The organism is Paenibacillus sp. FSL H7-0716 (genome assembly GCF_038002705.1).
Classification (GTDB): domain Bacteria; phylum Bacillota; class Bacilli; order Paenibacillales; family Paenibacillaceae; genus Paenibacillus_AQ; species Paenibacillus_AQ odorifer.
Genome location: NZ_JBBODA010000012.1, coordinates 135,011 through 158,493, shown reverse-complemented (window position 1 = coordinate 158,493; position 23,483 = coordinate 135,011). Strand labels below are relative to the sequence as shown.

Here is a 23,483-nt window from a genome sequence, read left to right as displayed (position 1 = left end):
CATGTGAAAATATGCACAAGACTTATTATAGATTTAGTACAGCATTATGTATTTGCACAGATTAGTGTTTTTTTGTCTTTTTCGGGCATGTAAGAAACGGATATTGTGAAGGGCTATGATTACAATGAAATCAATTCACTTAAAAATTACGTTAATCGCAGGAGGCTGCTTCTTGCTGCTGTTCGTTGCATTGCTTGTAACAATATATTTGGAGATGAACCATACGGTTGTCCCTTTGAATAAGAACTTAACGCAGCAAGTGGTTACTGCACGCAGCGACCAGATTGATTATTGGTTTAATCAGCGCATTGGAGAGATAGACATGCTTGCTTCTCTAGCTTCGGACCATCAGTGGACACGAGATGAATTGCTGCAAGAGTTCGATAAGTTCGAGGCGAAGAAGAAAGTAGAGTACGAATCCATACGCGTGGTGGATATTCACGGAAATTCCTGGTCAGCAAGGGACAAGCCTTTTTCGATACTAAACCGACCCTACTATCGAAAACTGCTGAATTCAGATTCCAATTATGTGGTGAGCAATCCGATCGTATCCAAAGCGAATGCAGCCGAAATCGTCGTCATTCTTTATCGCGTGAATCCATCGGTGAATGATGAGGTAGCTTATATTGCCGCAGCCGTCTCCGTCAAGAAGATGAGGGAGATTGCTCAAGATGTAATGCTATATGACCAGTCAGGCCAGCTTATCGTCGATTGCAGAGAGCTGGGTGAAGGAGATGGAGCGGAGGATGCAGCAGATAAGAAGAACATGAGTGTGTTTGAGGCTCCAATTCAAAATGTGGAGGGCTGGAAGTTAGTACTCAAAGTACCGAATTCAAGTCTATCGCTCGCGGTGATCAAAACCCAGCGGACTGCATTGCTGGTAGGCGTTCTTATCGGTAGTGCGTTTATCGTCTTTCTGATGCTGCTTGCTTCTTCCATTATTCGTCCAATTCAGTCGCTTCGCCAGGTAATGGAAAATGTGCAGAACGGCAACCAAACCATACGAGCAGATGTTACGCGCTCGGATGAGATCGGCGATCTTGGACGAAGCTTCAATGACATGCTTGTTCAATTATACGCTGTGGAGCAGGACCGAAAGGAGATGGAACTCAGACTGATTCATGAGCAGATCAAGCCGCACTTTTTATACAACACATTGGATACGATCCAGTGGATGGCAACGGAACATGGAGCAGACAATGTGGTGGAGATGGTGGAAGCGCTTAGCGCGTATTTCCGATTAGGGCTTGGCACAGGCAGTCCCTACATTCTACTTGATCAGGAGTTGTACCATGTCGAGAGTTATCTTCATATTCAAGGTGTGCGATATGAGGAGATTCTGGACTACGAGCTACGATATGATGAAAAGCTTGCTCAGTGCCAAGTCGTTCGCTTCATGCTGCAGCCTTTGGTGGAAAATGCGATTTATCACGGGATTAAGCCACTTGGGGATCAAAAGTGCAAAATTTCGATCACAGCATATAAACAGGTAGATTATTTGGTCATTAAGGTTGTAAATAATGGGGTTATGATTCCTGAAGAGAAGCTTGAACAGATAAATCAAGCCCTAATTGATGATAAATATGATCGTTCTGCCACAGGCTTTGGGCTATACAGTGTAAACCATCGCATTCGACTAGCTTACGGGGTGCCATATGGCCTTGCAGTAAAGAGTGAAGATGGCATTACCGTTATGGTCATTCGAATACCTTTGGACGGGGAGTGGAATGAAGATGTGGAAGATTGTCATCGTCGATGATGAAACGATCATTCGCAAAGGCTTGCGACAATACATTGAGGAGAGTCCGTATCTTTTTGAGGTTGCAGGAGAAGCGAAAAGTGCAAACGAAGCATTGAATATGGTGGAGGAAGCCCCACCACATGTATGTCTTGTGGACATCAACATGCCGAATATGAATGGGCTCGATCTGATGAATATATTGCGCGAACGCTGCCCGTCGGTTCTGGTTGTCATCATCAGCGGGTACGATAACTTTGAATATGCGCGTCAAGCCGTGCAACTGCAAGCATTCGATTATGTATTGAAACCTGTGCCGAAGAGTGATCTGAACAAGCTGCTTCATCGGATCGATGAGCATCTTCAGGTAAAATATCCTTTGCATTCACATGAAGGCAGGGTGGATAAGGAGCGGGAGCTTCCCGGGTATACAGGGGATGGAACAGTGCTTATCCAAAAAGTGACCGAGTATATTGACAGTCATTATCAGGATCCGGAGCTGTCTATTACTCGAGTAGCAGCACTATTTCATATCAACCAAACCTATCTTAGCAAGCGTATGAAGCAAGAAATCGGTGCTTCATTCCTTGACTATGTCACCGAGCTTCGGATATCGAAGGCGAAGGAGATTCTGGATGACGTAATGCCGAATATCAAAATCGGGGATCTGGCCGTGAAGGTAGGGTATAAGAGCCAGTACTATTTTAGTCGTGTGTTTAAAAATAGAGTCGGCTCAAGCCCCTTAGAGTACAAAAAGCATCCGTTCGGTTATGGATAGGAGGGCTATTCTCGTCCCTCTGCTGCATGCCATAGATGGACAAGTATGAGAAAAAATCGTTATTGAAGAGATGGCATCATTGCCGTCTCTTTTTTGTTTCACTTTTTTAGTATTGCACTGACTCTGGTTACCGCTACCGAATCCTATGATCACAAGCATAAACGACTGCACGAAAATTAACGTTGATACTTATGTTTAAGCCCTCTCTACTCTGCTGGGTGACGGGAATCATAGACGTACTTGCGTGATGTTGCTACGATGTTCCATGGAAATTAAGTGAAAGTGATCACAAGAAATTACAGAAGGAGTTATTTTATCGTGAAAAGAATTGTAACACTGAGCACACGCAAACTGATGGATACCGCAAAACACGGCGGATGCGGCGCATGCCAGACCTCTTGCCAGTCCGCTTGTAAAACTTCCTGCGGCGTTGCAAACCAGAAGTGTGAAAATGCAATGAACAGATAGGATTCGGAATTTTACCGCCCATTGCTCTGCTGATGGGCGGCTATTTTTAAGAAATGGATGCTACCTCTAAAGGAAGGCAAAGCCGTTTCTACTTGTGTGCAAAAGGAGCTTGATTAGCAAGTATGATTCATCAATATAAACTAAATGGATACAATATCGTGCTCGACACTTACAGCGGCTCAGTACATGTTGTTGATGACCTAGCATATGAAATTATAGCGCTTTATGAGAAAACTTCTGTCGACCAAATCGTGACAATGATGTTGGAGAAATATAAGCATGATTCCACCATTTCTGAGAGTGACATTCGAGAAACCATCGTGGATATCGAGGAGCTTATAAATGATGGACAGCTCTTTACAAAAGATGAGTATGAGAACCTCTCGCTTGATTTAAAAAAACGAAAAACTTATGTTAAGGCGCTCTGTCTTAATGTTGCGCATACCTGTAATCTATCATGCGACTATTGCTTCGCCAGCCAAGGGAAATACAACGGAGATCGAGCGATCATGAGCTATGAGGTTGGACAAAAAGCTATCGATTACCTGCTTGAAAATTCGGGTCATCATCGCAACCTGGACATCGACTTTTTCGGCGGCGAGCCGCTTTTGGCCTGGAAAGTAGTTAAACAGATCGTAGCTTATGCAAGAAGCAAAGAACAAGAATACAAAAAGAAGTTCCGCTTCACCTTCACGACGAACGGGATGCTGCTGAACGATGAGGTCACCGAGTTTTTAAATCAGGAAATGTACAATGTCGTATTAAGCCTGGATGGAAGAAAAGAGGTTCATGACCGGCTTCGCCAAACGGTTAACGGAAAAGGCAGCTACGATCATATTCTTCCGAAGTTCCAGGAATTCGTTCGAAAGCGCGGAGACCAAGAGTACTATGTACGGGGAACTTACACTCGTAACAATGTCGATTTCACCAACGATATATTTCATATCGCAGACCTTGGTTTTGACAAAATCTCTATGGAACCAGTCATCTGTGATCCAAAGGAACCCTATGCACTTACCGAGGAGGATCTCCCGGAGATATACAACCAGTACGAAATTCTTGCCAAGGAAATGATCGGTCGCGGTGAACAAGGCAAGGGGTTTACCTTTTATCATTACATGCTTGACCTCTCGGAAGGACCTTGCATCCAGAAGAGAATCACTGGCTGTGGTTCGGGAACCGAATATCTTGCTGTCACCCCTTGGGGAGAGCTTTTTCCTTGCCACCAGTTCGTAGGGGATGAAGAGTATAGCATGGGGAACCTCTGGGATGGCATCACAAAGCCAGAGCTGCAATGTCAATTTAAAGAGAGCAACTGCTACTCGAAGCCGGAATGCAAGGACTGCTGGGCGAAACTCTACTGCAGCGGTGGTTGTCCTGCCAATGCACTGCACGCGACGGGTTCCTTGGTCGGAACCTATGACTTCAGCTGTGACGTCTTCCGCAAAAGAGTCGAATGTTCCATGATGGTAAAGGTGGATGAATCCATTAGAGCGATGGAAGAACAACCTAACTAATTAAAATAACGTATCAATAAACCATAACCGAGAAATAGACACTTTTAAATAAAGTGCTCTTTCTCGGTTTTTTTGTACGGAGAAGAAGGACTGTAAGACAAGAGAGACGATCAGTTTCTGCAAATTGCAGATTACTGATCGTCTTTTAATATGAATCTATGGAATAAATTCCGTGCGATAGGTTGGTATATCGTTGTTTTAGCAGTTGAGAACATTGCTAGCCGTGTTTTAGTATAGTTATAATGAGCTGTTTGAAAAGGAATGGCCGCGTTGTTAACCACTCATAATGAAATCGACAGCTTCGGGAGGGGCGATTTGGGGGAAGTGTTGAAGTTATACAATTTTCAGAACGAAGGCTTTGCTACACAGTTCGATTATTTGACGCTAATCAAAACCTATATGCCGTCGGGAGATACGCCAGTGAAATTTCCAGAAGTATTTGAGAATGAGATGAAAATGAACAGGTGTTTGGAGGATGAATCATGAGGGTTAAAATATTTCTTATCGTGACTATATTGTCTGCCTATTTGGTTGGATGTAGTAATTTATCGGTATTAAAAAATCAAGATGATGGAATTGCAAAGAATATCCCTACGATTGAACCATCAATGCATGCCGGAAAAGAAAATAATCTTATTCCAAGTAATACATCTGAACCTTTTGTAGGGAGTAAGGATTTGGATAGTGAAACTGAGAAGTTCTTCTATGGAACTTGGAAAGTTGAAAACCTTTTAGGATTTGCGAATTCTTACAATGATGCTTCAGAATATTCAATAGGCAAAACGTTATTGGTGATGAAATTATAATCAATAAAGATTCCTTTTCATCAAAAGGATTTGAACACTATCCTGTTTGTCAATATGAACTAGAAGCACCACTCTATAACATTACAGAAATACATTATAATAATGACTCTTTTTATAGAGTTGATAAAATGGATATGCCGAGTTTAAGCATAAATGATGAAGTGAAAGTATTAAGTGTCTCCGACTCTTCTACAGGACTTGCTATACCCGTGAGTTTTTTGGATGTGAATAATGACAGACTTATCTTGATATTAGAGGCAACACAATTTGAATGAAAAGAGTCACGGAGTAAAGGTCATGCAATGTTTGTCATTGATGAAAAATATTTTTAATTCCTTTTATGTGAGCTATTCTAAAATAAACGAGATATTTATACTAATGATATAAAGTTATAAACAGCGCACAAGGGAGTGTTTTTGTGAATCATGCATTTACGTTAAATGATATTAGAAATAACATAAAGGAGTATCAAGAGTCAGTTAAAGCCATTGGAATATTGATTGCAAGACCGAATATTCAATTTGTTAAAGAACAAATTTTATGTGACATTAACTATTTTTATCATAGGTCTGGAAAATATATTGACTTCTTTTTGCCTGGGTATGGTGCATATTGGTATGGGCACTATCCAGATGAACAGAATATTTGTAAAGTAGACGGGGTTAATTGGTCATACAGTGATAAAATGTTCTGCATATTTATTGATGAATTAGAGCGTCAAACCAAATGGAAGTATAAAGGTGAAACTGAATTAATAATTATTAATGCTGTGAATGGAGAATTCGATTTTACTAATACATTTTCAATCTGGTTAGACTCAGCTGTTAAAGATGAAGCCATCTATTCAGTAAGAACATTTATGGAAGATATAATTAGAACTTCAAGGATAAAGATTGAAACAGCCGATTTGAGAAACACAGCCTTGATTCAAACGATTGGAACAGAAGCTTTGGATTATATTATAGAAAAGCTTCCTTTTGAATCAGGTAAAAAAATAAAGAAAACCAAATACTTCATCAAGAGAAACCTCTCTCTTAATTAACTTCTAGGCGATGATCAAAAATCATTGTAGTTATTCACTTTTATTATCCTAGCTCTAAAGATGGGGGATTCTATGCTTATTAAGGCAAGATTCTTGATAAAATGAATGCAAGAATTGTGGTGAAGTTAAGAGAGAAGAAAATCTTCATCATTATAATGAAATTATTGATAGTAAAGTTAAAAGAATGTAGCCACTTTCCTAATAAAAGTAGTGTTTACATTCTTTGTATTTGAGTATTGAAATTCAAATATATAGCTGATTATCTAATTACAAAATGTAATCAGAGTTATGATATTTATAGGTTGTTGGATGTCGGATGTTAATGAATGTCTCAATTCATTAACAAAGAATATTTATTTTTAATTAACACTCTGTTGTTGTGTTCGATTAATTTTTATTAAACTACTGTTACTTCAGACGTCTACTGTTTCAAAATTTGAAGTTGATGATAGAACTCTTCAAGAAAAGTCAGAGCAAGTTTAACTGGCACTGCATTGCCTATTTGTGTAGCTATATTTTCACTCGATCCCTCATTTGCTCCCCCCCCTAATTTTCCGGTGAACTTATAATCTATTGGAAAGGTTTGAATAAGTGCAGCTTCTCTCATACTGATAGCTCGATTTTGTTCAGGATGACCAAATCTACCTTTAGTATAGGCCAAGCAGCCACATGTAATAGTAGGAGCATAATCATTAAAATTCATTCTCCCATAAACATCGCCGAAGTTTACATTCTCTTTCGTATGACATTCTAATCCAAGTTCTAAGTTAGAAGGCCAATCAGATCTGCTACCTCCGTTTTTAGGGGTATTCTGAATACGTTTCAAATTAGTTTGTGAAAGGTTTCTACATTTATGAAGCTTATCAATCGGATCTATAGCTCCCGCTGCAAGAGGCGCAAGATTATAAAAACTTAAATAATCACCCAGTTTGGGAGTAGTTATCTTTGCCGGCCAAATATTCAAAGGCACCTTAATAGAAGGAATACCTTTTGAGGAGTAAATGATACTTGCTTCTGAATTTGGAAAAGTAGAAATCTTTTTGCCGATCAAAATAAGTCTCTTTCTACGTTGGGGGACTCCATAATTAACAGCGTCTATCACTTCGAATCTTAGATGATATGAAGGTCTTCTAATATCCTTTTTATTACCTAAAGAATCCAGATTTGTAAGTAATTCAAGAAAAATATGAAATATTCTATAGTTCAATATGTTATCAACATTCTCAAAAAAAATAAACTCTGGTTCAAATAAATTTGTTACTCGGATAATTTCAAGTGTGAGTTTGTTTCTTTCGTCAGAGTTATTTATACTTTTTTTTCTATTATGTCTTGAAAATCCTTGACATGGTGGAGTAGCAATAAGCAAATCAAGAGTTTGGTTATTTAACTGTTTCTTCTTAATAGCTTTCCATTGTTTTTTTTTAATTTTTTTTATATCTTTTATAATTAAATGTTCTTTCCCGTGATTTAGTGTATATGTACTTGCAATGATAGGGTCATATTCTACTGCACACTTAATTTCAAATAGGTCCTTAGATGCTTCAGAAACGCCGCCTGCTCCAGAAAATAAATCAATTGCTGAGAATTTCAAATCGTAAACCTCCAAATATATTTCCGTATAACTTATTATTTTATAGAAACAATGTCTTTATGAAAAGAGCTACTGTGAAATTAAACAAATAATCTCAATACTAATTGTTGATCATTAATCATATATTACAAGATTGGACAAAAATAACTTATTTATTATTTCTAAACTATAAGTTAGATGTTAGAATAAAGTGGAAAATAGGCTTAATGGCCTAATGTTTTCATTAACAAATAGGGAGGCTGCTGTGCAATATGACATTAAATAAGTTTAGAACTAAAGCCAGAGCCGTCGAATTATTAGGTCGAAAGCAAATTAGGGATGATATCACTGCTTTAATTGAATTAATGAAAAATTCATACGATGCTGACGCTGAAATGGTAGTGGTAGATTTTACTCTAAATGAGGATTCTCCATATCTAATTATATATGATGACGGCCAGGGAATGACTGAGAGTGAGCTTCTTAATAAGTGGCTTGTTATTGGTACTGACTCTAAAAAAAAGGAGAAACACCTTCAACGCTCTAGAAAAAAAGGTAGAAAATTAATGGGGGAGAAAGGAATTGGCAGACTTGCTTCAGCTGCATTAGGAGAAGAACTCTTGATGTTTACTAAGGCTTTAGATAATAACTGGAGTACTCTATTTTTAAATTGGAATGTATTTGAAAATACTAATCTATTTCTTGACGATGTATCAATTCCTGTAGTTTTGAATGAAAGCAGAGAGGATGTACTTTCACAAGATAATATTCAAAGTTTGATAGATGCACAGAAAGAGAATCTTAAATTAAATGGTTGGTTTGAAAAAAATGATATTAATAATAAAACTATTCAAGATTTATTCAACAGAATCGAGTTTCAAATTAATGACTTTAAACTCCCTATAGATCATCTTGATTCTATTGTACAACTTCTAAATGATATAGGTCAGGGTACAATTATTATTGTGAAAAATTTAAGACAACGTTGGAATGATATATTTGATACATTAAATGAAGATTCAGATGTGATTTCTAAAACTAAGAGAACTAAATTAGGTTCATTTATAGACACATTTAAAGATGTGACAAAAGACTTTGATGTTCATTTTTATGTGGATAATAAAACAATAGAATTTAGTAATGGATTTAATGAAGAGCTCTATGAAATATATGATTTAAAAATAAAAGGAACTATAAACAAAGGTAAATTCTATGGGATGATCCATTCTCCGACTGCAGATGAAACTGTCTTAGAAGAATGTAATCAGATTTTGAAAAACGGTATTGAGGTTACTAATGGAATAGCAAACTGGCAGGAAAAAGATTGCGGTCCTTTTGAATTGGAACTTTGTCACGTGGAAATGATCAAAAAAAATAGTTCAATTAGTGAAGAAGATAGGGAGAAAATAGAAGTTCGACTTGATAATTCCGGAGGGATAATGGTTTTCAGAGATGACGTACGAGTTCTTCCGTATGGTGAGCTTGAAAATGATTTTCTAAATCTAGAAATGCGGCGTTCTAAAAACGCTGGTGCATATCTATTTAGTCATAGAAATATGTTTGGAAGAATTTTATTAGATTCTGAACGTAACCCGAAACTTGAAGATAAGTCAAGTAGAGAGGGATTATTAGAAAATGAGGAGTATCATTATTTTATTAAAACATTACAAAATCTCTTAGTTAAAATAGCATTTGAATTTGTTTCTGATTCTAGAAATGAATCAAAGAAGCTTAGAGAGACCTATAAAGCCAAAAATAACATTGAATTTGAGAAAAAGAAAATAGAAATTGAAGCTATAAAAAAAGAAGAAACAGTGGCGAAAAAAGAGATTTCAAGATTGAAAAATGAGTATAAATTAAAAACAAAGCAATTTATTAACGATAGAGATAAGAAAATTGAGATTAGCTTTGATAATGTACCTATGGAATTAAAATATAAATTATTGACAAAAAGTCGAACGGAGTTAAAACACAAATATGATCATTACATAAAAAGCTTTGAAGAGAAAAAAAGAAATTTAAAAGTTAGTATTAACCCTAGATTTCTAAGCTATATAGATCCGGAATTTTTGGAACAAATATATATTCATAACGCTGAGGTTGAAGATTATTGTACTCATTTAATAAAATTAACCGATGAAAGCTATGGAATATTAGAAAAACAATACAATTTCAAATTAGATAAATGGCAAAAATCAGTTTCTAGCTATTTGGAACAAGATTTTGATAAATATGAATCATTTACGAAATCGAGAATTGAGTATTTGAGAAATGTATTATCCTCCAAAGATCGAGAGCTTGCTGAGTACTTGGACAAAAAGATTAACCGTAAGAAAAGCGAACTTATTCATTTATCTTCTTTTAATCAAACATTGACTGACTCTAAAGGGAAAATAATAAAAAAAGAGAGTATTCAAAAAAGTGAACTAAACAGAAAACTTGAGAATTCCTTACATTTGTTAGATGAACTTCGTCTAATCGTACCTAGTGAATTGAAGAGATATGCAAGGTCATTAGAAGAAGAGATTAATAATGTTGAATCCATTCTTCGCAAATCATATTCGGAATCAATGATAGATAATCAATTGAATAATTTGGTTAACGAAGGGTTGAATCAGATTGTTAAAGAGTTAAATGAAAAGAATATAGGAGATAATGAGGACACTCTTCTAATAAGTGCTTTATCTGAGAAAGTTGCATCTCTAGAAAAAGAAAATGAAGTTTATTCTGATCTTGCAAATATAGGAATGGCGGCTGAAATAGTTAATCATGAGTTTAATCAATTGTTCACTAATGTCAATGATGCAATTAAGAATCTTAAGGGTATCTCGGGAAGCTCAGAAAAGTATTGGGTTGAACAAATAGAAACAGGATTTAAAGCAATTTCTGCTAGACATACACAATTGTCACCGATGTATAGAAGTTTTAATCTTAGAAAGAGACCAATAAATATTTATGATATGGTTGAAGATATGCTTACATTTTTTGAATCAAGAATTATAAAAAATAATATAAAAATAATAAATGAAATAGAAGATGATATTAAATTAATTCTTTCACCATCAAAAATGTATCCTGTATTTTCGAATCTTATAGATAATGCAATTTATTGGGTTTTAAATCAAGAGGAAAAAGTTATTTTATTTCATTTCGATAAAATAGAGAACGCTATATATATTGAAGATAGCGGACCCGGCATATCAGCGCGAGTCGTGCAAAAAATATTCACACCATTTTATTCTGGACGGCCTGAGGGTAGGGGATTAGGTTTGACTATAGTGAAAAAAGTTCTCGAATCTCAAAAAAATGAAATACTTGTAATAACTGATGCTACTCAAAAGCGGCTTAATGGGGCTTGTTTTAAAATTACTCTTAACAATGATGATAAAGTGGGGATTTAAAGAATGACTACAATAATAACTGACAGCGTAAGAGAAATTGCATTAAAGTATTTTAGCGATATTGTATATATTGATGACGCCTTAATAAATCCTAATAATTTTTTGCCTATAAACCAAACAGCAGTCGAACAAGCAAGTAGTGTGGAAAAAACGAGAGAAGATTCTTCAGTTCCGTATCGGCGTTTGCCACCAACTAGAACAATAAAAGATAGGGAAGAGGTTGCTGACCAAATAAACAACACAGGAGAGGACAGAATAAGACAGACAAATGCTATAGGAGCTCAGGATTATTCTAAGGCGTTTAGTCTTTTGTATGAGTTTCAACAGCTTGGTTGTAAAGCAAGTCCTTTTTATTTTGAATCTGAAGATTCTGTTGATTTAGCTGTTAAATTAATTGAAACTTCTCACTTAACGATTCTTGATTGGGAATTAGACTCAAAAGGTGGAGAAGTAACCTTAAGATTATTAGAGAAATCCCTCAATAAAAAAAATAGAATGAAGATGATAGTTGTTTATACTAGATCGCCAGAAAAAGCTAGAGATAGCTTACATGGAAAATATCCAAATTCGCCCCCTGAGCAAATAAAGAGTGAGTCGGGGGAATACTATTTGGTGAAATTAGAAAATGCATTTTTATTAGTTTGCAATAAAGAAACTTTTAATGCTAAAGGAATCATGGAAACATTTACTGATCAAATTATTTCAAATTATGGGTATTTTGTGTTTGGCTTTTTTGATTCAATTAATAAAATGAATGATCAAACAGCCCTAATTCTACAAAGATTTTCCTATCCATTTGACAATGCACTCATTTTACAACTTTGCTCATCAGGCTTTTCTCAGAATGACTATGCACAGATAGTTTCGAAAATGATTTCAAATCATTTTAATAAGACAACTTATGTGAATTCTGAAATATTAGAGGGTATAATTCTAAATTGGAAGAGAGAAGTTAGTAAACTACTTGATAAATCTAATGAAGATTTATTAAGTTTAATAAAAAATTATATTGTAGAAATTTGCAAATTGCATAACAGTGGGACAAACGGCAAAAGAAATATTGATAATATAGGCTTATTAAAGGAGATCTCAGCGGATAGATGGCGAGAGTATTTAAATGCCTTGGATACAATAGATCTTAATAGGAATAAACCATTTAAAGAAATTAATACAATGGTTATTAATGATGTCCTTAGCATTAAATCAGAGAAAAAGATGAAAAGAAGCCTAATTGAAGAATTAGAAAAACTAAAAAAAGAAACAAAAAATGACATTATAGTTATGCATAAAAATAAATATAAAAGAGAAGTTAGTGAGGTTTTGAATCCCTTAATACCTGTCTTGTTTGCATTCCTCTTATCTTCCAATGCGACCGCACCGAATATTAAGCGTTCAGTTAGAGAACTTGTTGAGATTATGAAGGTCGTACCTTATGACGAAAGCTCAATTGAAAACGTCGCAAAACTTAATGATAATGAACTAATTAACTTCTTCTCATCTGGTGATATTTTATTTAAAAATGATACAGAAGCACTTATTTGTATAAGTCCAAGTTGTGATGCATTTAATCCTGCTGAAAAAGTTATGCATCATTTGAAGTTTATTCGAGGCTCTATCATAAAAAAGGATTCAGAGTTCCAACAATTAAAAGAGGGGCAACACCTTTCGGTATTGCCTAATCCTGAAAATTTAGAGTTATTGTGTATTAAATGGGAATTTTATAAGACGGAAGTGATTGATATCAAGAATAATTTTGAGCAGTATAAAAGTTATAAGAGACCTTATAGATTTGAGCAATCATACTGTCAACAAATAATAAACTCCTATTTAGCTTATCATTCGCGCTCAGGTGTAGATGAATTATTTTTTAAAAAGGATTCTAGTATGAGGAACTTCTTTGTTTTTCCTAGCGCTCTCGAATAAAATCTTAATAAGGGGAATATTATGAGAGACACTATAGTAAGGAAAATTAAAATTCATGCACTTAAAAGAGTGGAAAAGTATACAAGAGCTTTGACTGTTAGAGAACAACAATTATTAATTAATGAAGTTATTCGTTACTACGATCTACTGTATGATTCTTCACTTCAAAAATCTAGTGGGAACGATCGGGATATTAGCAATTTCATAGATTTTTCTTTTCCGATAGCATTCCGGTATCTTTACAAAAGTTATACCGACGTTGAAGGATTTCCATTGATACCCTCAACTTCTAAATCTATTAAAGATGTTGAGGTTTTTTTAAATATTTGTTTCAAAGCAGGACTCATGGAAAACTATGAAGAACTACTTCTGAAAAAAATATTAAGTTACGGGACAATCGATGAGAAAAGTGCACGATTATCACATTTAAATAAGTACTATTATATTGAAAAGTATGAAAAAACAAAAAGTGTAGTACATTCTCATAGGATATTAAATGCTTTAGAAGACAACTACATTAAAGGTTTTAGTCAATTGCCCAGGATCATTAAAAAGATGGAGAAGATGGTCTACCTATGGAATAATAATTTTATTGGATATGATGCCAATCCCGAAGTAGACCATTTTTTTATTCGTAATGCACAGTTAGATATTGCACAAGCTACAGAATGGGATGGATTTCCTCAATCATCTACGTTTGGTGGCATAGAGTATCATTACTTTCTAGATGCGGTTGTTGCCATCGAGTCGATATGCTTAAAACATTTACAGTTCGTTGAAGTCGCAACGAAAAAGTATCCTAATTTAGAGAAAAGAAATATTTTACCTCTTGTTTTAGATTATGATGGTTTCGTTGAAACGTTAAAATACATTTTAGGTGTATCAAGTGAAATGGCTAGTGAAATATTTGACATTTTTATATTAGATGATCAAAAAAAGGAGTACTATAATCATATAGGTGCCCCAACCCCATTATTTATAAGAATATCCTCCACACAATTGCTTAGATCCTTTACTGGCTGTATTTACAAACCAATTGAATTTATGTTATCTGAAATAAAGAGGCAATACTCGAAAGACTGGGACCGCAATACTAATGAAAGAGAGCTATTGTTTAGAAAAGAACTTTATGCATGGTTTAATGAAAAGAGATTTATGACATTCGATAGGAGTATAGATATTTATGAAAATGGTAGAATTATTACTGACATAGATGGTTGTATTTTTGATAAAAAAACTAACGATATTGCATTTATTCAATTAAAATGGCAAGACTCAATATATGATTCGACAAGGTCTTTTACAAGTAAAAAGAAGAACTACATAGAGAAGTCAACAAAATGGGTGAAGGATATTGAAGAATGGGTTAATAAAGCTTCTGAAAAACAAATAGCTGACTTTTTACATTTAAGTCCTCAACTCATCCAAAAGGATAAGATTAAATTTTTTGTAATTGGTAGACACAATGGAAACTATTCAGGAGATGAAAAGCCACCAAGCAATGCAGCTTGGTGCCAGTGGTATAATTTGTTAGAAATATTTAGAACACAAGTTAATGAAGAAATTAACATCTCAAAACTTTTTGACTTAATTCAAAAAGAGAGCCCTTATGATCAAAAATACGAATTTGAAACTTTAGAGATTAGATATGGAAACTTTTTCGTTGAATTGATAGCACCTCCATATAATCAAGCTTAAGGATTTTGTTGTTTTTAAAAGCACAACTAGACTTAAACCTCTTCCCAATGGGGGAAGGGAGTTTAAGTCAGGTCTGGAGAATTCCTTTAGATCAATTTTATGAATTAGCTGTAGTCCTTCTACAGCAAAGGCCTCTTCGCCATTTCGGCAGAAGGGGCCTTTGTGAATATAGGTGAAGGTCTAATTCAATGAGTATTAGAGGGACTCACACATCACTATAAGTTCTTGAGTGCAATTTATATAGATCTTTGAGCCCGAATAGATAGTGGAAATTAAATTCTTGAAAGTTCCTACTCCTCATCTTTACCCAACCCAATAGCAGTAATTACTTCCCGGGTCACCCGAGTGAGCGCTGTTATTTCTTCTGCACTCTTACTGCTTAGCAAAGCCATATGTTCATCCAGTGCCTTGCGGCGCTGCGTCTCATCTTCGAAGCGAAATAATTCTTTAGCGGGTACATCAAACGCCGCTATTATTTTCCCCAGTGTTTCTAATGAGATGTTTCGATCTCCTCGTTCGACGCCGCCTATGTAACTGTAGTGAAGCGAAGCTGCTTCGGCAAGTTGTTCTTGTGTCCATCCTTTTGCTTTTCTAAGCTCGCGGATACGATTGCCGACGCTTTCTGGTAAATTCATGGGATCACCTCTACATTAAGGTTAGAAGAGGAATGTTAACCGTTACAGACTATTAAAGGCGAATTTATGATTTCGTAAAAAGTACTTATAAGTACTTTTTATATTGACCCTCTATAAGAGAAAATATACAATGAAGGTATAAATGGATAAAAAAGGGGATTTACAAGTGCATCTCTCCATCCTAAAAGCCTTCAACCCGGATTTTCTTATCGAAATGCTAGAAACTGCGCATTATTTCGAACAATGGGACAAGCTGTTATACACTGCAGATATTTTGTATAGCTATGCCCAGCGTATCTATGAAGAGCGGCAGTACTGTAAGGCGATGGGGATGACGATCCCCTTAGTTAGGATGAAGCGCCCTCTCGTTTATTATTTTGGATTCAGTCAACAGATGCGGGGGGTTGCATGTCAGCATCTGGGGGATTACGAGCAGGCCAGGGATAGTATTTACAGAGAACTTGGGTGGTTAGAGGATTTAGGGACGGACGGGCAAGAAATTGCTCGTGAATTTCGACATTTGGCAAAAGTGAATTTATATGCCGTAGAAATTTCATCTGGAAAAATAGAACTCTTGGATGATTATGTCCGTTTTCTTCAGACCTATCCAGAGGGAATGCTTGATGGACTGGTAGTAATTATGCAAACTGCACTTTGTTATGGATTGAACGTGGATGAGCAGTTGAGCCACTTAACTGATGGTATAAGTGAAATTAAGTCAGAACATGATAATAACGCGCAGTCGAAGTATAGAAAGTTTTGCTATCTAGTGAATTTGTATAATATGCGGAGAGCCTAATATACTAGTCTACCTTATTTAGTTTGACTATTCCTGGTCTCCATAATATTCTTAATTAAGAAGCATATAACAAGGCCAAAGCATGGCCATGAGTGACCATTCAGAGGCGTATCCCAGGCAAAGGGAGAACTGCCTCTTTTTGCGTCGTTTACTTACTTATCATGACAGGAGCGTACAGATGAATGAAGAGCTCGTAAAACAAATCTTAGTCTTTCGAGAGAATAGGAACTGGGAACAGTTCCATAATCCGAAGGATTTGGCGATTTCGTTAAGTATTGAGGCGTCTGAGTTGCTGGAGAACTTTCAATGGAAGTCTTCGGGGGAGGCAGTTCAGTCCAAAAAGGAACAGATCGCCGATGAACTGGCAGATGTGTTAGTGTACGCAGTGTACTTGGCTCAATCGTTAGGTCTAGATCTTGAGGACATAATCTTCGCTAAGCTCAAAAAGAATGAAGCTAAATATCCAATTGAGAAGGCATTTGGGAAGAAAGACAAATATACTGACCTATAGAGGAGCATCCATGATCATTTACAGCAGCAGTGCGCTAGCTTTCCGAGAGAAAGTCGATAGTAACCAGTTAACAGTGGAAATTGAGAATGCTTTTATCAGCAAGATGGGCATGCGGCCCAGTCCCGGGGAAAGAAGAGCCTGGAACAACTCTATGCAGTTCATGGAACGTGTAGTACGTAATTCTAAAATCGCTGATGATTGCGGCGTTATGATTGAATATAATATCCCGGCTAGTAGTAAGCGGGTAGATTTTATAGTTGCTGGTCAGGACAAGGAAGGTAAAGATAATTTTGTGATCGTAGAATTAAAACAGTGGGATGCGGCCAGCGAAACAGACCGTGAGGATGTAGTAGTCGCTTATATCGGTGGCAGAGAACGTGAAACTACGCACCCTTCGTATCAGGCATGGTCTTATCGGCAGCAGTTAGAGGACATGAATGAAGCTGTGCATTCCAGTGATCTCACCAGCTACTCGTGCGCATATTTACATAATTATCGGACTCCTCAGCCTGACCCGTTAAAGAGTAAGCAATATCAGAGGTATATACGTAAAGCACCGTTATTCATGGCGGAGGATACACTTAAACTTCAGGAGTTCCTACATAAGTATATTGGCAAAGGAAATGGAGTGAACCTGCTCTATCTAATTGAAAACGGAAAGATTCGTCCATCAAAGAAGTTGATTGATCATGTGGACGGGTTATTTAAGGGGAACTCCGAGTTCATCCTGCTGGATGAGCAAAAGGTGGCTTACGAGAACATAATGAGTTTAGCTAAAGACACGAGCAAGAAACGTACAATCCTCATTAAAGGTGGCCCCGGTACAGGGAAGTCGGTGATATCCATGAACGCGTTCGGAGCACTGCTAAAGCATAAATTAAACGTGAGATTTATTGCCCCCAATGCATCTTTTCGGACGGTAATGGTAGAGACCTTGGCGAAGCAGCAGGCGAAGAATAAAGCACGGGCAAGATCGCTTTTTGCTGGGTCAAGTCAATTTTACGATACTCTGGAGAACTTTTATGATGTTATGGTCGTAGATGAAGCTCACAGGCTGAAAGGGAAAGGCGCTTATCAATACCGTGGTGAGAATCAGATAGAAGATATCATCAAGGCTTCTAAGGTAAATGTGTTTTTTATTGATGATTTTCAACGGATTCGTCCGGATGATATTGGATCAGTGGCAGAGATTAAGCGGGTAGCTGATCTGTATGATTCGGAAGTTCATGAATATACTCTCTCTGCCCAGTTTCGCTGTTCAGGTGCAGAGGGATTCATTAATTGGATAGATCATGTTTTTCAGATTCGCCAGACTGGTAACTTTAACGGGTGGGATCAGAGTGCTTTTGAGTTTAAACTTATGGATAATCCTCATATGCTCTACCAATCCATCAAGGATAAAGTTAGTGAAGGCGACAAAGCTCGAATGCTGGCCGGATTTGCTTGGAGCTGGACCAAGGATACCGAGGGGAACAGGAATGGCGAGATCGCTGATGTTGCGATTGAAGAGCATGATTTTCTAATGCCGTGGAATGGACGGGCAATCTCCAACACTTGGGCGATTCATGAACAAGGATTAGAGCAAATTGGTTGTGTGCACACCTCACAGGGCTTGGAATTTGACTATGTGGGAGTAATTATTGGCAATGACCTGAAGTTTGATACGCAGAGCATGCAGATTTACGCAGACTATGATGAATACAAGGATACCATGGGAAAGCGCGGACTGAAGAACAACAACCAGCAGCTCACAGCGCTTATCAAAAATATTTACAAGGTGTTAATTTCCCGCGGAATGAAGGGATGTTACCTCTATTGCCGAAATCCTGAACTAAGAGAGTACCTGGAAGGTCAACTCAAGCGAGTAATGGCATAACACCGCAATTATACTAATGGATGATTGAGCTTTATATAGAAAGACTTATTACTGCAAATATCGTTCCTATCCTTGGTGGACCCAATGCCATTATCCTAAACAATTACACAGATTTTCAAGTATAAGCAAAATTCCTATAAGATGGTCCTGATCCTATCGCTAATTGAAGAAATGAGAGCAACCAATCAGGAAAGTGTTTCATTCGATAGAGTTAAGGATCGATTTCTTAATTATTTCATAGATGAGCAGGAGAAAGGAAACTGGATAGATAAACCCTCAGGGCGGGAGCTATGGAGAGTTGTTCCTAAAAGCCAGCTGAAAGATATCATTAACAGTCCTGTTAATGCTCTTTCGCAGGTTTTTATATATGTGCATTCGGAAGATAACACTATAGGGTTTCATAACCAGATTCAAAGGCAGCTAGGGGATGAAGAACTTACGGAGTTAGAGAAGCTGGCTCATAAGGGGCTTTATTTATATAACACAGTAGGCTATGACGAGGATGTGGAAACATTGCCACAAGAAGCGGAGCCGATGAAGGATGAACAAGTAATAGGTAACCTCCACCAAATCCAATCCCACATCCGCCGCAAAGGCTTCTTCTTCCCTGAGCACCTTATTGAAAACTTTTACCTCTCGCTAAAGACTAAGCCTTTTGTCATCCTGGCAGGAATATCGGGAACAGGAAAGACTCGGTTGGTGAAGCTGTTTGCAGAGGCTCTTGGTGCAACGGGGAATAACGGACAGTTTACCTTGATCCCAGTGCGGCCGGATTGGAGTGATCCTGCGGATCTGCTGGGGTACAAGGATCTTTCGGGCAGGTTCAAACCGGGTCCGCTCACGGAAGTATTAGTAGAGGCGCGGAAACCGGAGAATCAGTATAAACCTTATTTTATCTGTATGGATGAGATGAATCTGGCGCGGGTAGAGCATTATTTCAGTGATCTGCTAAGTGTGCTGGAAACACAGGACTGGCAGGAGGGGAAAATCCAGACACAGGATCTCATATCTTCTATCATGCTGGATACGCCTGAGGATCAAGGGAAGTTTGGCAGCCTCGGTATCCCGGAGAATGTGTTCTTAATCGGGACTGTGAATATGGACGAAACGACACATCCTTTTAGCAAAAAGGTACTGGATCGAGCCAATACACTAGAATTCAATTATATTAATCTGCAGCAGTATCCGGATTTCAATGTGCAGGTAGAGACCAGTGATAGCTCTGACGTTGCCGAACTGAATCATCTTTTTCTGCGCTCCGATTATTTGCAGCTAGTGGATGCCTATGATACCAACAAAGAGCTTGTTGTACGGACGACAGAGAGATTGGTTAAGATCAATGCATTGCTTGAGGATATCCACGCTCATGTAGGTTTTCGGGTACGGGATGCGATTTGCTTCTATATGATCTATAACGAACGGTACAAGCTGATGAGTGAGGAAGAAGCCTTTGACTGGCAACTGCTGCAAAAGATACTGCCGCGCATTCAAGGGAGCCATTCTTCGGTTCGCCGGGTATTATTGAACTTGATGAGTGGGGCTCTTGGTACCGGATCTGGTGTGACGGTAGACTTCCCAGCTTTTATGGATGATGCTTCTCCACTCTACCTGAAATGGGCTGCTGGCCAAACTCCACCTACGGCTAAACATCCACAAAGTGCGCGTAAATTGGCTTTTATGCTTAGGAGGTTAGAGGAAGATGGATTTACCTCTTACTGGCTCTCTTAATCAGACGGTAGAATTGCTCCGTGTAGAAACGGAGCTTTTTACTCTTTTTCTTCAAGGACGGCCTTATCATCCTACGGTGGAGACCTTGCAGCTTCATCGTTCTTCTAGTCAGGAGTGGGTGAATGCGCAGCTTGGGCTTGTTTGCTCCGAACGGCTTGGTAATATTCAGATTAAAGTGTTTTCCCCTGAAGTCCACGGGATGGTGGACTGGCAGCCGGGGGAGTCTGTTTTTCCTTGTTTTTATGAGACACAGTCGTATGAGCTGGTGATCCAGAGGAAGACCGCTGCTAACCTCTCTTTTTATCATGACAATGTGCTGCTTCGGCAGGCAATTAAGCCCCTAGGTGAGTCTATTCTTGCGGGTGTGCTGAACTTTGGGAATGAGGTCGGTTTGACGGAATGGGAGATCCGTAGTTCAGGACAGGCTTTGCTGCGGGTAGAGATGGAGATCTTTCCCTCAAAAATGGATTACAAGCTGGATTACCAGAATATTTTAAATGAAGTGAATGAGCAGATTTATAATTTGGCTTTTGATTTTTTGCGCAAAACCTACCAACTAACAGGCTTGCGGGAGACGCAGCATCAGAGCTTGACGGAGTTTTTTACCATACTTCAGCATGTCTTTAGACAGCTCTTGGATGCCGTTGAGCGGATTAACAAGAATCCCCATTACGCTCTGCTCCAGGACCGCCGACTAGTGGATGCCAATCGGGTCAAAAAGGCAGGAAGAGAGAATATCCGTGAGCTCTCGAAGCATCCCGAACGATTGAGAGAAGATATGAATCATGGATTCTTGACCATCGGCAGCCGAAATTACACAGCCACACATTTAATGGAGACACGAAGACGCCTCGCCTATGATACTAATGAAAACCGGTTCATCCGCTGGATGCTGGAACGCATTCATGGAAAGCTGAAAGAGTTAAAGGGTCGCTGGAAGATTAAAAACCGAACCCCAGATCCATTACTTATAAAAAGGTTAGACACCATGCTCACTCAACTAGAGCGGGTGCTCAAGATGGATTTTTTGCGTGAGGTTGGAGTACTGAGGCAGATGTCCGTTACACTGGTGCTGCAGATGGCCCCTGGATACCGCGAGGTCTATCGCTGTTATCTCATGCTGCTCAAAGGCTTGTCGATCCAAGGTGATCTGCTGCGCCTGTCTATGAAGGATGTCGCGCAGCTCTATGAATACTGGTGCTTCCTCAAGTTGAATCAGCTTCTGGGTCAGAAGTATAAGCTGGTGAAGCAGGATATTATTAAGGTGAATCGGAATGGTATTTTTGTTACACTTGACCGCTCGCAGAGCGCTAAGATGGTGTACGAGAATCCAGTTAACGGAGAGCAGTTCATCCTGTATTATAATGCGATTCCTAGCTCGGATAAGGCACCGACGCTCAATCAGCGTCCGGATAATGTGCTGACACTGAAGAAGAAGGATGCTGGCAAAATCAAAGAGTATAAGTATGTTTTTGATGCGAAATATCGCTTAAATCCGGCTTATGAAGGGACTTCCTATCACCGCACTTATAGGCAGCCTGGGCCTGAAGAGGATGACATCAACACCATGCACCGTTATCGGGATGCCATTGTGTATCAGGAGAAGGGATCGGGAGAATATGAGCGAAGCATGTTTGGCGCCTATGTGTTATTCCCCTACCCGGATGAGGAGCGGTATAAGACCCACCGATTCTACAAGAGCATCGAGCTATTGAATATTGGCGCTTTGCCATTCCTACCGAATTCTACAAGCCTGGTGGAGCGATTCTTGGATGAGATTATTCAGGATAGTCCGGAAAAAGCTTATGAACGCTCGACTCGTCCACGCGGCACGAAAGAATACTATGCCAACCAACTCGCGGGTAAAAATGTTCTTGTTGGTTCTGTCCGGGGACCCGAACAAGTGGAAGTGGCGCTGCAGAAATCTTTTTATCATATGCCGTTAAGGAATCTTGCAAATCAGAAGATCCTAACGCAAATTGAATACGTAGCGATGTGCCAATCCCGTAAAAAGTTCATTGATCCTGCAAAAACGGGGATTCACTGGGTAGGGAAAGTAGCGGATTGGAAGGTGCTGCGGCGTAATGAGATTAAAGAGGTTCCTTGTCGCCCGGGTACTGAAGAAGATCTGTATGTACGATTTACGATTGAGGAATGGAAAGCAATTACGTCTCCTATCATGCTAGGTGGTCAAAGAATACAAACGGTGCTCTATACGAGTAAATATATTCTGGATCGTGCCTTGGAAATCGCGGAGCTTCGCTTAGAAACGGAGGGAGATCTTCGTGAATGGCGTGAGAAGCGCCGAAAGGGCAGAGTGAAGGTGAAGCTGGATCATGAGCAGTATGTGGACTTAGGGAAGGTTGTTGAAGTTCGGAATATTTAAAGTTAGTGAAAATGAAGTAAGGTGAACGAAAACATCATCGAACTCAAGCTGAATCATACAAAAGTGGATTTGGCTATAGTGTAGCTAGCGCGGATACTTTAAGTATTCGTGCTAGCTTCTGGTTTTGAAGTGATGGTGTATAATTCGGAAAATGTGCTAAAAGAGGTATACTCCGGTGAATTATTGTTTTTTTGATTCGTGACAGATTAAATTGGAAGATTAGTGCTGTGAAAATTATAAATGAAATGAAAGAGAATTCCACTTGAACTATTGAAGTACATAAATTATGAAATTAATTTTAGCGCAGAGATTCTCCCTTTTTTACCTCCCTAAATCCACCCCGCAACTCTAGTATCAACGCTTTCGCGGATCACACTCTTTTACCGCCATTGTTTCGTCCACTTGCCTATAAGCTCGCCGAAACATCGGCTGCTCCTTGTTCATAATAGAAATCCCCTTATCCCACAAATTGGGTTCGAAGTTGCTGTATCTTCTATTGAATGAATGTTGAAAAAATCCTCTGGCTTCCCCAATTTTCCTACCCTCCCACAATTATCAAAACATTTTGTTAATGCTCCGCCCGTTTCTCCGTATTAACATATGTAAG

At 38.3% G+C, this 23,483-nt stretch carries 17 protein-coding genes; 15 read left to right on the top strand and 2 right to left on the bottom strand.

Annotated elements, in window-relative coordinates; all coding sequences use genetic code 11:
* The first annotated feature begins 172 nt into the window (after nucleotides 1-172).
* The 7 genes from MHH60_RS17120 (at nucleotide 173) to MHH60_RS17090 (ending at nucleotide 6,349) form a co-directional block, all read left to right on the top strand.
* Nucleotides 173-1,759: a histidine kinase gene (locus MHH60_RS17120; RefSeq protein WP_076136893.1), complete on the top strand. Its 1,587-nt coding sequence runs from the start codon at nucleotides 173-175 to the stop codon at nucleotides 1,757-1,759.
* The gene (locus MHH60_RS17115; RefSeq protein WP_036684791.1) at nucleotides 1,734-2,516 is read left to right on the top strand and encodes a response regulator transcription factor; all 783 of its coding nucleotides are present in this window, start codon (nucleotides 1,734-1,736) and stop codon (nucleotides 2,514-2,516) included. The genes MHH60_RS17120 and MHH60_RS17115 overlap by 26 nt, the downstream gene beginning before the upstream one ends.
* A gap of 318 nt (nucleotides 2,517-2,834) precedes the next feature.
* Nucleotides 2,835-2,984, top strand: coding sequence for a six-cysteine ranthipeptide SCIFF (gene scfA / locus MHH60_RS17110; RefSeq protein WP_076098734.1), 150 nt, complete (start codon nucleotides 2,835-2,837; stop codon nucleotides 2,982-2,984).
* Between the two features lie 122 nt (nucleotides 2,985-3,106).
* A complete protein-coding gene (gene scfB / locus MHH60_RS17105) occupies nucleotides 3,107-4,501 on the top strand; it encodes a thioether cross-link-forming SCIFF peptide maturase (RefSeq protein ID WP_076136891.1) in 1,395 nt (464 codons plus the stop codon).
* Nucleotides 4,502-4,816: 315 nt separating this feature from the next.
* Complete coding sequence (locus MHH60_RS17100) at nucleotides 4,817-4,987, top strand: hypothetical protein (RefSeq protein ID WP_179088926.1); 171 nt, start codon at nucleotides 4,817-4,819, stop codon at nucleotides 4,985-4,987.
* Nucleotides 4,984-5,307, top strand: coding sequence for a hypothetical protein (locus tag MHH60_RS17095; RefSeq protein WP_256715179.1), 324 nt, complete (start codon nucleotides 4,984-4,986; stop codon nucleotides 5,305-5,307). Before MHH60_RS17100 ends, MHH60_RS17095 begins: the two co-directional genes overlap by 4 nt.
* A 418-nt stretch (nucleotides 5,308-5,725) precedes the next feature.
* The gene (locus MHH60_RS17090; RefSeq protein WP_076136890.1) at nucleotides 5,726-6,349 is read left to right on the top strand and encodes a hypothetical protein; all 624 of its coding nucleotides are present in this window, start codon (nucleotides 5,726-5,728) and stop codon (nucleotides 6,347-6,349) included.
* A 421-nt stretch (nucleotides 6,350-6,770) separates the two neighbouring features.
* Here MHH60_RS17090 and MHH60_RS17085 read toward each other — a convergent pair whose 3' ends face one another.
* Nucleotides 6,771-7,940 carry a DNA cytosine methyltransferase gene (locus MHH60_RS17085; protein ID WP_076136888.1) on the bottom strand — a complete coding sequence of 390 codons (1,170 nt, stop codon included), beginning with the start codon at nucleotides 7,938-7,940 and terminating at the stop codon, nucleotides 6,771-6,773.
* Nucleotides 7,941-8,191: 251 nt separating this feature from the next.
* Between MHH60_RS17085 and MHH60_RS17080 the strand changes: the two genes are divergently transcribed.
* Genes MHH60_RS17080 through MHH60_RS17070 form a run of 3 tightly spaced genes read left to right on the top strand, consistent with a single transcriptional unit; the run spans nucleotide 8,192 to nucleotide 14,941 of the window.
* Nucleotides 8,192-11,320, top strand: a complete 3,129-nt coding sequence (locus MHH60_RS17080) for a sensor histidine kinase (RefSeq protein WP_076136887.1) — start codon at nucleotides 8,192-8,194, stop codon at nucleotides 11,318-11,320.
* A gap of 3 nt (nucleotides 11,321-11,323) precedes the next feature.
* The gene (locus MHH60_RS17075; RefSeq protein ID WP_076136885.1) at nucleotides 11,324-13,243 is read left to right on the top strand and encodes a response regulator receiver domain; all 1,920 of its coding nucleotides are present in this window, start codon (nucleotides 11,324-11,326) and stop codon (nucleotides 13,241-13,243) included.
* Between the two features lie 21 nt (nucleotides 13,244-13,264).
* The gene (locus MHH60_RS17070) at nucleotides 13,265-14,941 is read left to right on the top strand and encodes a hypothetical protein (RefSeq protein WP_076136883.1); all 1,677 of its coding nucleotides are present in this window, start codon (nucleotides 13,265-13,267) and stop codon (nucleotides 14,939-14,941) included.
* 290 nt (nucleotides 14,942-15,231) lie between these two features.
* Here MHH60_RS17070 and MHH60_RS17065 read toward each other — a convergent pair whose 3' ends face one another.
* Complete coding sequence (locus MHH60_RS17065) at nucleotides 15,232-15,576, bottom strand: helix-turn-helix domain-containing protein (protein ID WP_076136882.1); 345 nt, start codon at nucleotides 15,574-15,576, stop codon at nucleotides 15,232-15,234.
* 142 nt (nucleotides 15,577-15,718) lie between these two features.
* On the opposite strand from MHH60_RS17065, the gene MHH60_RS17060 reads away from it, so the two are divergent.
* The 5 genes from MHH60_RS17060 to MHH60_RS17040 all read left to right on the top strand — a co-directional run bounded on the left by MHH60_RS17060 (nucleotide 15,719) and on the right by MHH60_RS17040 (nucleotide 22,876).
* On the top strand, nucleotides 15,719-16,375 hold the full coding sequence (locus MHH60_RS17060) for a hypothetical protein (protein ID WP_076136880.1): 657 nt from the start codon (nucleotides 15,719-15,721) through the stop codon (nucleotides 16,373-16,375).
* Between the two features lie 178 nt (nucleotides 16,376-16,553).
* Nucleotides 16,554-16,886 (top strand): nucleotide pyrophosphohydrolase, encoded by a 333-nt coding sequence (locus tag MHH60_RS17055; protein WP_076136879.1) that lies wholly within the window; start codon nucleotides 16,554-16,556, stop codon nucleotides 16,884-16,886.
* 10 nt (nucleotides 16,887-16,896) lie between these two features.
* A complete protein-coding gene (locus MHH60_RS17050) occupies nucleotides 16,897-18,762 on the top strand; it encodes a DUF2075 domain-containing protein (RefSeq protein WP_076136877.1) in 1,866 nt (621 codons plus the stop codon).
* A gap of 171 nt (nucleotides 18,763-18,933) precedes the next feature.
* Nucleotides 18,934-20,490: an McrB family protein gene (locus tag MHH60_RS17045; RefSeq protein WP_256715178.1), complete on the top strand. Its 1,557-nt coding sequence runs from the start codon at nucleotides 18,934-18,936 to the stop codon at nucleotides 20,488-20,490.
* Entirely contained in the window at nucleotides 20,462-22,876 is a 2,415-nt protein-coding gene (locus tag MHH60_RS17040; RefSeq protein WP_076136874.1) for a restriction endonuclease-like protein, read from the top strand. Before MHH60_RS17045 ends, MHH60_RS17040 begins: the two co-directional genes overlap by 29 nt.
* Nucleotides 22,877-23,483 lie beyond the last annotated feature (607 nt).

Bases quoted from the DNA above. Each gene is read 5' to 3' on its own strand.
- MHH60_RS17115 (WP_036684791.1), top strand. From the start codon at position 1,734: ATGTGGAAGATTGTCATCGTCGATGATGAAACGATCATTCGCAAAGGC.
- scfB (WP_076136891.1), top strand. From the start codon at position 3,107: ATGATTCATCAATATAAACTAAATGGATACAATATCGTGCTCGACACT.
- MHH60_RS17095 (WP_256715179.1), top strand. From the start codon at position 4,984: ATGAGGGTTAAAATATTTCTTATCGTGACTATATTGTCTGCCTATTTG.
- MHH60_RS17080 (WP_076136887.1), top strand. From the start codon at position 8,192: ATGACATTAAATAAGTTTAGAACTAAAGCCAGAGCCGTCGAATTATTA.
- MHH60_RS17075 (WP_076136885.1), top strand. From the start codon at position 11,324: ATGACTACAATAATAACTGACAGCGTAAGAGAAATTGCATTAAAGTAT.
- MHH60_RS17070 (WP_076136883.1), top strand. From the start codon at position 13,265: ATGAGAGACACTATAGTAAGGAAAATTAAAATTCATGCACTTAAAAGA.
- MHH60_RS17065 (WP_076136882.1), bottom strand. From the start codon at position 15,576: ATGAATTTACCAGAAAGCGTCGGCAATCGTATCCGCGAGCTTAGAAAA.
- MHH60_RS17060 (WP_076136880.1), top strand. From the start codon at position 15,719: ATGGATAAAAAAGGGGATTTACAAGTGCATCTCTCCATCCTAAAAGCC.
- MHH60_RS17055 (WP_076136879.1), top strand. From the start codon at position 16,554: ATGAATGAAGAGCTCGTAAAACAAATCTTAGTCTTTCGAGAGAATAGG.
- MHH60_RS17050 (WP_076136877.1), top strand. From the start codon at position 16,897: ATGATCATTTACAGCAGCAGTGCGCTAGCTTTCCGAGAGAAAGTCGAT.
- MHH60_RS17045 (WP_256715178.1), top strand. From the start codon at position 18,934: ATGAGAGCAACCAATCAGGAAAGTGTTTCATTCGATAGAGTTAAGGAT.
- MHH60_RS17040 (WP_076136874.1), top strand. From the start codon at position 20,462: ATGGATTTACCTCTTACTGGCTCTCTTAATCAGACGGTAGAATTGCTC.